The sequence below is a fragment of the Corynebacterium sp. c24Ua_83 genome, from assembly GCF_039907245.1.
Taxonomy (GTDB): domain Bacteria; phylum Actinomycetota; class Actinomycetes; order Mycobacteriales; family Mycobacteriaceae; genus Corynebacterium.
The window spans coordinates 43271-54866 of sequence record NZ_JASBOI010000015.1; the positions used below are offsets into that span (position 1 = coordinate 43271).

General features: G+C 63.5%; 8 protein-coding genes and 1 tRNA gene. 6 read left to right on the forward strand and 3 right to left on the reverse strand.

All coding sequences use genetic code 11. The features are described from left to right. Window positions 1-9: 9 nt before the first annotated feature. Entirely contained in the window at window positions 10-1092 is a 1083-nt protein-coding gene (locus tag QKE30_RS08845) for a potassium channel protein (protein WP_035004280.1), read from the forward strand. An 11-nt stretch (window positions 1093-1103) separates the two neighbouring features. After that, the gene (locus QKE30_RS08850) at window positions 1104-3194 is read left to right on the forward strand and encodes an ATP-dependent DNA helicase UvrD2 (RefSeq protein ID WP_347934625.1); all 2091 of its coding nucleotides are present in this window, start codon (window positions 1104-1106) and stop codon (window positions 3192-3194) included. 20 nt (window positions 3195-3214) lie between these two features. On the opposite strand, the gene QKE30_RS08855 is transcribed toward QKE30_RS08850, so the two are convergent. Next, a complete protein-coding gene (locus QKE30_RS08855) occupies window positions 3215-4096 on the reverse strand; it encodes a hypothetical protein (protein ID WP_347934626.1) in 882 nt (293 codons plus the stop codon). A gap of 145 nt (window positions 4097-4241) precedes the next feature. Here QKE30_RS08855 and QKE30_RS08860 point away from each other — a divergent pair, with 145 nt between their 5' ends. After that, window positions 4242-4841 carry a SprT-like domain-containing protein gene (locus QKE30_RS08860; protein ID WP_347934627.1) on the forward strand — a complete coding sequence of 200 codons (600 nt, stop codon included), beginning with the start codon at window positions 4242-4244 and terminating at the stop codon, window positions 4839-4841. On the opposite strand, the gene QKE30_RS08865 is transcribed toward QKE30_RS08860, so the two are convergent. Further along, window positions 4842-6329 (reverse strand): zinc-dependent metalloprotease, encoded by a 1488-nt coding sequence (locus QKE30_RS08865; protein WP_347934628.1) that lies wholly within the window; start codon window positions 6327-6329, stop codon window positions 4842-4844. A gap of 144 nt (window positions 6330-6473) precedes the next feature. On the opposite strand from QKE30_RS08865, the gene QKE30_RS08870 reads away from it, so the two are divergent. Continuing rightward, window positions 6474-7553: a PDZ domain-containing protein gene (locus QKE30_RS08870; RefSeq protein WP_347934629.1), complete on the forward strand. Its 1080-nt coding sequence runs from the start codon at window positions 6474-6476 to the stop codon at window positions 7551-7553. 30 nt (window positions 7554-7583) lie between these two features. Here QKE30_RS08870 and QKE30_RS08875 read toward each other — a convergent pair whose 3' ends face one another. Next, window positions 7584-8144, reverse strand: coding sequence for a PPA1309 family protein (locus QKE30_RS08875; protein WP_035004270.1), 561 nt, complete (start codon window positions 8142-8144; stop codon window positions 7584-7586). A 131-nt stretch (window positions 8145-8275) separates the two neighbouring features. On the opposite strand from QKE30_RS08875, the gene QKE30_RS08880 reads away from it, so the two are divergent. After that, window positions 8276-11338, forward strand: coding sequence for a UPF0182 family protein (locus tag QKE30_RS08880; protein WP_347934630.1), 3063 nt, complete (start codon window positions 8276-8278; stop codon window positions 11336-11338). 96 nt (window positions 11339-11434) lie between these two features. Continuing rightward, a tRNA-Met gene (locus QKE30_RS08885) sits at window positions 11435-11508 on the forward strand. Window positions 11509-11596 lie beyond the last annotated feature (88 nt).

Here is an 11596-nt window from a genome sequence, read left to right on the forward strand (position 1 = left end):
AGGACGTAGATGAAGTACCGGCTGCGCGAACGCTTCCGCGCCGACGATGAAGTCGATGAGCTACCGCCGCACGCGCTGCTTAACATCGTCCAGATCCCGACCTCAGTGGTGCAAAGCCCCTGGTGGCTCATCGTCCGACGAATGTTCTACGCTTTCCTGCTGGTGCTGTTCGTCGCCTGCCTGGCCTACTTCGACCGGGACGGGTACGAGGGGATGGAAACGTTTGTAGACGCCCTGTACTACTCGTCGGTATCCCTGTCGACCACGGGCTATGGTGATGTCTCGCCGCAGACGCAAAATGCGCGGCTCGTAAACACCCTCATCATCACCCCGGCCCGCCTGATCTTCCTGATCCTGCTGGTCGGTACCACGCTGTCCGTCCTTACCGAAGAGTCCCGCAAGACCCTCAACATCCGCCGCTGGAGGAAGAAAATGCGCAACCACACCATCGTCATCGGCTATGGCACGAAGGGGCGCTCCGCCATCGCAGCACTCTTGGCCGACGGCGTATCGCCCTCGCAGATCGTGGTCGTGGATACGGACCGGGAGGTGCTGGACCAGGCTTCCGCACAGGGGTTGGTAACTGTGCAGGGCTCCGCCACCAGGTCCGACGTGTTGAAACTCGCCGGTGTTAACCGTGCCCGCGCCGTCGTTGTGGCTCCGAACCAGGACGATACCGCCGTGCTGATCACCCTGTCGGTGCGCGAGATCGCCCCGGCGGCAACCATCGTCGCCAGCGTGCGCGAATCCGATAACTCGCACCTACTCCGCCAATCCGGCGCGGACTCCGTGGTGATTTCCTCCGAAACGGCGGGCCGTCTTATGGGGCTGGCGACCGTCACCCCGTCGGTGACGGAGATGATGGAGGATCTGCTGTCCCCGGACGAAGGTTTTTCCATCGCCGAGCGGCTGGTCAGCGAAGAAGAAGTGGGCGGCAACCCGCGCGTTCTGGAGGACGTGGTGCTGGGCGTGGTGCGCTCCGGCGAGCTGTACCGCATCGACTCCGCCGAGGCGGAGACCATCGAACCGGGCGACCGCGTGCTGTATGTGCGCTCTAACCCGGGAGCCGACGACATCCTCGGCGCGAAGTAGGGGTGCCTTAAGTGAGCTCCCTGCTGGACGGACTGGATCCGGAACAGGCAAGAGCTGCCTCGGCCCCGCGCGGGCCGGTCAGCATCATCGCCGGCGCCGGCACCGGTAAGACCCGCACCATTACCCACCGCATTGCCCACCTCGTGGACGGCGGGTTCGTCAACCCCGACCACGTGCTTGCCGTCACCTTCACCGCCCGCGCCGCCGCCGAGCTGCGCGAGCGCCTGGCGCTCATGAACATCCCGAAGGTGCAGGCCAAGACGTTTCACGCCGCGGCGATGCGGCAGCTGAAGTACTTCTGGCCCGCCTACGCCGGCGATCTGCCGTGGACGTTGCTGGATAACAAGTTCCGCATTGTCTCCCGCGTCGCCCGAGCCGTGGGCGTGGAAACCAGCACGGCGATGCTGGCCGACCTGATTGGGGAGATCGAGTGGGCTAAATCCTCCCTGATCAGCGCGGAAGACTACCCGGAATACGTCGAACCCCGGCGCCGCGACTGCCCGGTGGACCCCAAGACATTCGTCAAGGTCTTCCAGGGGTACGAGAGCATGAAGACCACGCCCGAGGGCATGCTGCTGGACTTCGACGACCTGCTACTGCACATGGCGGCGGCCATCGAATCCAACACGGGTATCGCAGACGAGTTCCGCTCTCGCTACCGCACCTTCGTCGTCGACGAGTACCAGGACGTCACGCCCCTGCAGCAGCGCGTGCTGGACGCCTGGGTGGGCGACCGCGACGACCTGACCGTGGTGGGCGACGCCAACCAGACGATCTACAGCTTCAACGGAGCCACCCCGGAATACCTGCTGGACTTCACCACCAAGTATCCGGAATCCACCACGGTGCGCCTGTACCGCGACTATCGCTCCACCCCGCAGGTCGTGGACCTGGCGAACAACGTCATCGGCAAGGCGAAGGGGCGTGTGGCGGGCACTCGCCTGAAGTTGGAGGGCCAGCGCCCCGCTGGCCCACTCCCGCAGTTCCACGAGTACCCAGACGAGCCCGCCGAAGCCGTGGCGGTGGTTAAGGAAATCCAGGCGCTCATCAGCAAGGGCGTAGAGCCGGCGAACATCGCGATCCTGTACCGCATCAACTCGCAGTCGGCGAATTACGAATACGAGCTAGAACAGGCCGGAATCGGCTACCAGGTCAAGGGCGGCGAGGGCTTCTTCAAACGCACCGAGATCCGCGAGGGCATGAATGCCATCATCGCCGCGGCGAAGAAGTACGACCCAGCTCCGGAAGACGTGCCCGATGCCGTCCGCGCCGCCCTCGTCCCCGTCGGCCTGACCACCACCGAACCCTCCGGCTCGCAGGAACGCGCCCGCTGGCAGTCCCTGCAGGCGCTGTTCGACCTGGTTAAGGAGATCACCTCCAGCGCCGCCGAACCCTTAAGCATGCCGGGCGTGGTGGCGCTGCTGAAGGAGCGCATGAGCGCGAAGAACCCGCCGAAGTTCCAGGGGGTTACCCTCGCCAGCATCCACGCCGCCAAGGGCCTGGAGTGGGATGCGGTCTTCCTCGTCGGCCTGAACGAAGGCACCCTGCCGATCCGCCATGCGCTCAAGGGCGCGGGCTCGGAGGAGGCCATCGAGGAGGAGCGCCGCCTGTTCTACGTCGGCATCACCCGCGCCCGCGAGCACCTGCACCTCAGCTGGTCGCTCGCACGCCAGGAGGGGTCGAAGGCGAACCGTCACCGCACCCGCTTCCTCGACGGGCTGGTCCCGCAGGAGGAAGTAGCCGCCGCTCAGCGTCGCTCCGGCAGTGGAAACTCCCGCGAGAGGCTCGGCGCGCCGAAGAACGCCTGCGTCGTCTGCGGCGCCCGCCTGGGCAGCCCCGAACTGAAGATCCTCGGCCGCTGCGGCCAGCACGCCCCCGAAACCGACCACCTTTTGCTCACTGAGCTGCGCGATTGGCGCACCACCCAGGCGAAAGACAAGGCGGTGCCGGCGTATGTCATTTTTACGGACGCCACGTTGCGCGCCATCGCCGAAAAGCTGCCCACCACGTCTGACCAGTTGCTGGCTGTGCCGGGCATAGGCCCGGTGAAGGTCCAGGAGTTCGGTGAGGACGTGCTGGCGATCGTCAGCAACTATGCCTAACTGTGCCTAACCGTGGCCAACTAGACCCGCACTGCCCGGCAGGAAAGGCAGCTGTCGTTGAAGGGCACCTGATAGGTCTGCACGGCGCCGGTGGCGAAATCCACCAACCGCCGTTGCTTCAAAACCTCGGGGATCTCCGGCTCCTCCGGTGGGGGTTCCTGCTGGAGCCGCGCCGCCCGGCGTGTGCGGATGAAGTCCTTGTGCGCCTGCCACCAAGGCAGGACGTGCTCATTTAGCATCATCGCCAGCTGCGTGGAGGCAGCCTGAATGAGGTGCCTCTCCGTGCTGCCGGGCCTGCCCGTGGCCTGCAGGCGAACGCCGCGCCAGCCGTCGTCGATCCTGCCGTAGTAGCTATCCGCGCAGGCCAAGCAGGGTGTAACGCCCGGAACGACCAACGGCCCCAGCACGGTTTTGCCGTCCACGATGCCGGCGGGGTAGTGGGCCACGCGGTTGACCATCAGCGCATGTTGCACGTCCGGGGTGGGGAACACCGCGCCGGGCAAAGCGATTAGCGAACGCCGGGCCTCGCTGGGCGTGGACGTGATGCTGTAGCTTAAGCCCAGCGCCTCCAGAACGGGTTCCAGCCGCTCGCTAGCCACGCCGGAGGCCAGGACGTGGAAGCTTACGTTCCCCTGGGAGGGGCGCAGAATCTTCGCCTGCATCATCTCGGAGAGCATCAGCCGCGCATCCTCTGATTCCAGCCCGCAGTAGCCCAGTTTCTGGTGCAGCTCGTCGAAGTCGATTCCCCCGCGTGCCAGGGCGAACACGTGTGCCACCTGGCCAGGGTTCACACTCTTCGGTAGCGGCAGAATCATCGACTCGTGCGGCAAGACCCCGAACTGCAGGCCGATCGTCGGCCTGGCCAGGATGGCTGTGCTCGACGGCAAGTTAAGCTCTAGCATGATTGCATTCCCCTAAACCCCTGTCCCCTTAGATCCCCAGTCCCTAATATCCCAGTGCGGCAGCCTGCGCTCCCCATGCGCGCTGTGCAGTCGCCTCTCACACTAGCAGCGCAGCATTGTCCTCGCTGGTGGAAAGGTTGTTCCGATGGCTCCCTCCTTCCGCTCCCAAGCGATCGACCCGCAGCGGTTGGCCCGCGAGGTGCAGGAGGAACTTGCTGCCCAGCAGAGCCCAGAGGTGACAGAGGCGACGGTGCCGCCCATCACCATCCGCCTGTCCGCCCGGCGCAAGAAGACAGTTGCGGTGCGGGAAGAAGGCGAAGGGTTCCTGGTCATGTCTCCCGCGGCCATCGGAGAGGCCGAGCTGCGCAGAATCAGCGTAGAGCTGGTGCGGAAGGCGCTGAAGAGTCGGCGTCAAACAATGGGCAACAAGGAGCTAGCAGCGCGGGCGGCGCAGCTCAACGACAAGTACCTCGACGGCCGGGCGACAATCGGGGAGATCAAGTTCGTCACGAACATGAACACGCGCTGGGGCAGCTGCTCGGTGCAGTCCAAGCGCATCCGGATCGCGCACCAGCTGCAGGAAGTGCCCGGCTACGTGCTGGACGCCGTTATTATCCACGAACTGATCCACACGTTTGTGCCGAATCACGGGCCAGAGTTTCGTAAGTGGGAGGCGCGCACCCCACACCTGGAGAGGGCGCAGGGCTACCTGGAGGCCTTCAAGCGCTGGGGGATGCGCGGCTAGCTACTCTTTGTCGCTGTCGCCGTCCTCGCCGGTGCCGTTCTCGCCGTCTTCTTCGCCGCGCTTCTCGTTGAGCTCCCGCTCCAGCTTCTCGATCTCGCTGATGGGGTTGAAGTCCTCCATCTCGTCCTCGTCGAAAGCCACGCTGCTGATGAAGGCCGCCGGGTTGTTCAGGTCGGAGGCCACGGGAAGGAAGTCGGGGTGGTCCCACACGCCGTCGCGCTTAGTGACGCCCACCGCATCATCCAGCTTGCGCCACAGCTCGGCTGCCTCGTTTGCCTTCGGGGCAGTGAAGCTGATTCCGACGGCCTTAGTCAGCGCATCCATGGCGGGGGAGCCGTTGTTGCGGAACTCGGACCAGGCGGCACCGATCATGGCCGCGCCGGGGATGCGGGAGTTCAAGGCGGAACCTACGACATAATCCACCCAGCCCTCGATGAGTGACAGGCTGGTTTCCAGGCGTTCGCGGGCGTGGGCGTTGGTGGAGACGACCTGGGGGGAGAGGTCCTGCCCCTGCATCCGCTCCATCATCTCCTGCATCTTTGCAGGATCGTTCATGGATTCCGGGGTGATTTCCCGAGTGGCTTCCTCGATGGCGGAGTAGTCCAGCGACAGGCCGGCGGCAAACTCCTCGACGTCCAGGATGAGGCGCTCCACCAGCCATGGGACGTGCTTAAACAGGCGCAGGTGCGCGGCCTCGCGGGCGGCCAGGTAGATCAGCGCCTCGCGGGGCTCGCAGCCCAGCTTCTTGGCCATGGAATCCAGGTGTTCGGTTGCGATGGCGGCGGTATCGCCCTCGGCCAGCGGCACGCCCCACTGGGTGGACAGCACGACGTCGGTGGCCATCGCGCCCAGGGTGTTGCCCAGCTGGGCGCCGAAGTTCATGGCGTTGATCTGCTTCATCATTCCCGCCAGTGGGCCAATCTGGCTGCGCATTTCCTCCGGCACGCCACCCAGGGCGGCGTCGCCGAGCTTGTCGGCCAGGGGAGTGACGACGCGCTTCCACGTTTCGAAGGTTTCGTCGAGCCACTGCGCCGGGCCAAAGGCCACGGAGCCGGAGGCGCCGGCGGGCAGGTGGGTGGCCTCGTCCAGCCACAGTTCGGCCAGGCGAACGGAATCGGCGACTGCCTGCGAGTCGTTATGACTGGGGCGGGAGTCCTTATTGGTGGCGGCGATCCGCTGGCGCGCGGTGCGCTTGGCCAGTCCGTAGTTGACCGGCCCCTGGCCCTCGGCACTGTTCATGTCTGTACCGAATCCGGAGAGCATGGAACCGAACTGGTTCAGGATGTCGCCCAGGTTGCCGGCCCCCATGTTGCCCGCGCCGCCGTTCATTCCGCCTGCGCCGCCGCCCATCGGGCCGCCGAAGAAGAAGCCGAACGGGTTGTTCTCGTTCCCGTTGTTTCCGTTTTCGTCGCGGTTGTTATCGCCGTCTTTGTCGCGGTCGTCATCGGAATCGTGCGGGCCGTGGAAGCCAAAACCGAATTTACTCATGTACCCCACCGTACCGACTGTTGCAGGGTGAAAACGACCTCGAAAGGCCGTGAAGGCGGCTAAAAGCGTGTGCTGAGAGCGAACAGGGTTCGGCCTGTGCCAGGGTGGGCGAACCTGGTGGGGGAAGCATGTAAAGTTGGGCGGGTGAAATTCTGGAACAGGCGAAATCGCACCATCGTCGTGGGTGCAGTGCCCGTCGTGGCGATCTTTTCCCTCCTTGGCCTGCCGTCGATCCCCGGCACCGACATCAACCTGACCGTCCCCTACGCAGCTGAGGGGAACGGGCCGACGTTCAATACTTTGGGCGAGGTCGATGGCCGCCAGATCGTGGACATCAGCGGTGCGAAGACTCACCCGACCAGTGGAAACCTCAACATGACCACCGTGTCCGTCCGCACGAACATGACCTTGGCGCAGGCGCTGAAGCGCTGGATCTCCACGGACGACACCTTGGTGCCGATCGAGCACATCTTCCCCTCCGGCAAGTCTTCGGAGGAAGTGCAGCGCCAGAACGCCGCCGCGTTCGCCAATTCGGAGTCTAACGCCACCATTTCGGCGATGAACCACCTGGACAAGCCCCTGGAGACCATGGCGCTGGAGATCTCCGAGGATTCCCCGGCGCAGGGCAAGATCGAGGTCAACGACATCATCACGAAGGTCGATGGGGAGAAGATCACGCTGCCCAGCGAACTGTCCGACAAAATCAAGGGCTACAAGCCGGGCGACGAGGTCACCGTCACCGTCAAGCGCCAGGAGAAGGACAAGGACATCAAGGTCAAGCTCGCCGAACTACCGGAGGAGGTGCGTGGCGACCATCCGAAGGACACTGCCTTCCTCGGCGTGACGGCCGTCGCCCAGCCCGGCGGTGACATCAAGGTGGAGTACAACCTGACCGACATCGGCGGCCCGTCCGCCGGACTGATGTTCTCTATGGCGGTCGTCGACAAGCTGACGCCCGAGGAACTGACAGGTGGGAAGTTCGTCGCCGGTACCGGAACTATTGACGCCGCAGGCAAGGTCGGCCCGATTGGTGGCATCACTCACAAGATCGCCGCCGCCAAGGAAGCCGGTGCAGAGGTGTTCTTAGTGCCGGCGCAGAACTGCGCCGAAGCGGTCCACGAGCCGCCGGAGGGGATCACCTTACTGAAGGTCGATACGCTCGACGATGCGATCAAGGACCTCAAGGACTACAACGACGGCAAGCAGGCCGATACCTGTAAGTAGCGGCCAGCGGCTACCCGCTTTTATCTGCTCTTATTCGTCGGCCTCGAAGGTGGCGCGCAGGGTGTGAATCACGCCGGGGGCGATGTCGTCCCCGCCGAGCAGCTGCACCTTGTCTTGGCCGAAGGGATCCTTCGCAAGCTCCTCCTCGCTGGGGCGGAGCTGGATAAGGGAGCGTTCGGGGCCGGAAAAGTCGGCGTCACAAAGAAGTCCGCTAAACAAGCGAGCCTGGCGCGGGGCAGGGTCCGCACCGGGCGCGGCGTTGGAGAAGGTGATCTCCTGGGCGAGGATCGCGCCGACGACGGGGGCAGGCCAGCGGATGGTGGCGAGGAACTGTCCGAGTTCCTCACTGCCAGGGCGGATGTGCTCCGGGATGTCCTCCTGCACCACCAGAGCCAAAGGGTTGGCCGGGGCATCGTCGTCGAAGGCCTGGGGTGCGGCATCGGCGATCAGAGAGGCCGGCACCAGGGCGAACAGGGTGGCCGGTTGATCCCAGCCCTCGGCCTGCACGAAGTCCACGGCCTCGCGCAGAGCTGCGTTGAGCACGCGCTCATCCTGCAGATCGACGTTCGGGGAGGAATCGGGAGAGGTCATTCGTGATGCCTTTCTTTCGTTGGGGGATGGGTTGGGGTTTGTTATGAGGCTTTAAGAATTGTACGTATCCTGGTAGAAACATCGCGATCAGCGATACCCACAGGTGCAATTAGCAGGAGAGTATTTAAGCCTTGAGCACGCCCACGCCACCGTCTTCGGGTCGCCCGAAGCAGCCGTTCCCGTCCAGCCCAGGGTCGAGCAGGCGCTCGAAGTTCCTGGGAATCCTGGTGGCAGCTATCGCCATCATTATCTTCATTGTGCCGGTGGTGGTGAGCACATACACCGACTTCGCCTGGTTCCGCAGCGTGGATTACCAGGGCGTGTTCATGAATGTGATTGTGACTCGCCTGGTGCTCTTCGGGATCTTCGGGCTGATCGGTGCGCTGATTTCCTGGCTGGCGGCGTATCTGGCGTACCGCGCGCGGCCGGACGAGATCGAATCCCTTGGCACGTCCTCGCCCCTGGCTGAGTACCGGCCGCTGATCCGCCGCAACATGCGCCCATTCCTGGTGGGCATTCCGCTGTTCGTCGGCGTGATCACCGGCATGATTGTGCAGGCCAACTGGCGCTCGGTGTTGCTGTTCCTGAACGGGTCGAACTTTGGGGTGCACGATCCGCAGTTCGATAAGGACTTGGGCTTTTACGCCTTTAACCTGCCTTTCCTGCAGATGCTGGTCTCCACCTTCAGCGTGCTGCTGATCCTGGCCTTTGTGATCAACGGCGTTGGCCACTACCTGCTGGGGTCCATCACCACAGGTAACCCGCGGGTGGGGGAGAAGGCCTCTATCTCTACGAATGCCCGCCGTCAGCTGGCGGTTATTGCAGGTGTGTGGATGCTGTTGAAGGCGGTCGGCTACTGGTTTGACCGCTACGGGTTGCTTACCCGTTCGCACGAGACGTTCACGGGTGCCTCTTACACGGACATCAATGCTGTGCTGCCCGCGCAGATTGTGCTGCTGGTGATCTCGATCTTCGTGGCAGCCATGTTCTTCATCACGATTGTTCTGCGCGACCTGCGTATCCCGGCGCTGGCGGTTGCACTGATGGTGGGTTCTTCTCTGACCGTGGGGCTGGCGTGGCCCGCGATGCTGGAACAGTTCTCCGTCAACCCGAACCGTGCGGAGAAGGAACGCGAGTACATCGCCCGCAACATCGAGGCCACCCGCTTCGCCTACGGCATCGGTGAAGACAAGGTCACCTACGACCGCGACTGGGGGTCTGCCGGTGACGCTGCCTCTCAGGAGCAGAAGAAGGCCGTTGCCGACGACTCCGCCACGCTCTCTAACGTGCGTTTGCTGGATCCGGAGGTGCTGAGCCCGACGTTCACCCAGCAACAGCAGCTGCGTAACTTCTATGGTTTCCCGGATGAGCTGGCGATCGACCGCTACGAGGTGGATGGCGAGATGCGCGACTTCGTGGTCGCCGCCCGCGAGCTGAACCCGAACACCCTGGACGGCAACCAGAACGACTGGATTAACCGCCACACGGTTTACACCCACGGAAATGGCTTCGTGGCAGCGCCTGCCCGCAAGGTCGACGAGGTCGCCCGCGACGTCGGCTCTGCCCGCGGTGGCTACCCGGTCTACACGGTCGCGGATCTGCAGTCGATGCAGTCCGGTAAGCAGGGTGGCGAGCTGGAGCTGGATATCAAGCAGCCGCGCATCTACTTCGGCCCGGTTATTGCCTCGTCGAAACAGAACAACTCTGACTACGCGATCGTCGGCAATTCCGAGGGCGAGCCGTTGGAGTACGATACCGACGCATCCAATTACACCTACACCGGCACCGGTGGTGTGGATGTTTCTAACTACTTCAACCGCCTGATGTTCTCTGCCCACTTCGAGTCGATGAATATGCTGCTGACGGATCGCATCGGTGAGGGCTCGAAGATCCTTTACGAGCGCGACCCTCGCGAGCGTGTGCACAAGGTTGCTCCGTGGCTGACCACGGATTCCAAGACCTACCCGGTCGTCATTGACGGCCGTGTGAAGTGGGTCGTTGACGGTTACACGACGTTGAATAACCTGCCCTACTCCGAGCGGATTGGGCTCACCGATTCTACTGCGGACGCCCTCAATCCCGACGGCGTAAGCGAGAGCCAGGTCGTCGACAATGAGGTTGGCTACATTCGCAATTCCGTGAAGGCCGTGGTCGATGCCTACGACGGTAGCGTGGATCTGTACGCCTTCGATGAATCGGACCCGGTGCTGAAGGCCTGGCGGGGTGCGTTCCCGGACGTGGTTAAGCCGCGCTCCGAGATCAGCAAGGAGCTGGAGGACCACCTGCGCTACCCGGAGGATATGTTCAAGGTGCAGCGCGAGCTCATCGCCAAGTACCACGTCTCCGACCCGGGCGTATTCTTCCAGAACGACTCTTTCTGGTCCGTGCCGACGGATCCGACGGCTCCGCAGGACCGCCAGGATAATGCGCAGCCGCCGTACTACGTGGTGGCGGCTGACCCGGAGACCAACAAGCCGTCGTTCCAGCTGATTACCCCGTTCCGTGGCCTGCGCCGTGAGTTCCTGGCGGCGCACATGTCTGTGGGCTCCGACCCGGATAACTACGGACAAATCAACGTGCGGGTGTTGCCGACGGGCACGCAGACGCTGGGCCCGAACCAGGCGCAGGACACGATGATGTCCTCCGACGAGATCGCCCGCGAGCGTACTCTGCTGAAGGGCACGAACGACCTGACGAACGGTAACCTGCTGACTTTGCCGGTGGGCGACGGGCAAATCCTGTACGTCGAGCCGGTGTACTCGCAGCGCAGTGGCCAGGATTCGGCCTTCCCGAAGCTGCTGCGCGTGCTGGTGAGCTACAACGGCCAGGTGGGCTACGCGCCGACCATCGCTGAGGCTCTGGACCAGGTAGGGATCAAGACGTCCTCCACCACTGACATCCAGGAGATCGACGGTTCGGTCGTTGATCCGACTAAGGGCGGAGGCAGTGGCGACAAGGGCGACAAGGCCAAGGACACAGACAAGGACAAGAAGTCCAAGGACGAGCAGGGTTCGGATGCGAAGGGCGCTGCCGGCAAGTCCGATGGCAAGGGCACCGATACGGCTCCGGAGCAGCGCGTGCGCGATGCGATGGACAAAGTGAACAAGACCCGCGAGTCTGGCACCTTCGAGGAGTTCGGTAAGGCACTGGATGAGCTGGATAAGGCAGTCCAGGACTTGCAGTCCGAGCGCTAAAATCCGGTGAGATTGCCTGTGACCAGGCGATTTCACTTTATCCAAGCTCTGCGTTACAGTAGGGGAGTCGCTGACGCGATAGCGTACAGCACTCGTCGCGGGGTGGAGCAGCTCGGTAGCTCGCTGGGCTCATAACCCAGAGGTCGTAGGTTCGAATCCTGCCCCCGCTACAAATTAATCCCCTCGCTGGTTTAGATACCGGCGAGGGGATTTTCTCATTGCTCAGCGAAGTTCTAGTCCAGGGTTAAAGGGTTAAAG

Coding starts and splice junctions, on each gene's coding strand:
- QKE30_RS08845 (WP_035004280.1), top strand. CDS start 10: ATGAAGTACCGGCTGCGCGAACGCTTCCGCGCCGACGATGAAGTCGAT.
- QKE30_RS08855 (WP_347934626.1), bottom strand. CDS start 4,096: ATGCTAGAGCTTAACTTGCCGTCGAGCACAGCCATCCTGGCCAGGCCG.
- QKE30_RS08860 (WP_347934627.1), top strand. CDS start 4,242: ATGGCTCCCTCCTTCCGCTCCCAAGCGATCGACCCGCAGCGGTTGGCC.
- QKE30_RS08865 (WP_347934628.1), bottom strand. CDS start 6,329: ATGAGTAAATTCGGTTTTGGCTTCCACGGCCCGCACGATTCCGATGAC.
- QKE30_RS08875 (WP_035004270.1), bottom strand. CDS start 8,144: ATGACCTCTCCCGATTCCTCCCCGAACGTCGATCTGCAGGATGAGCGC.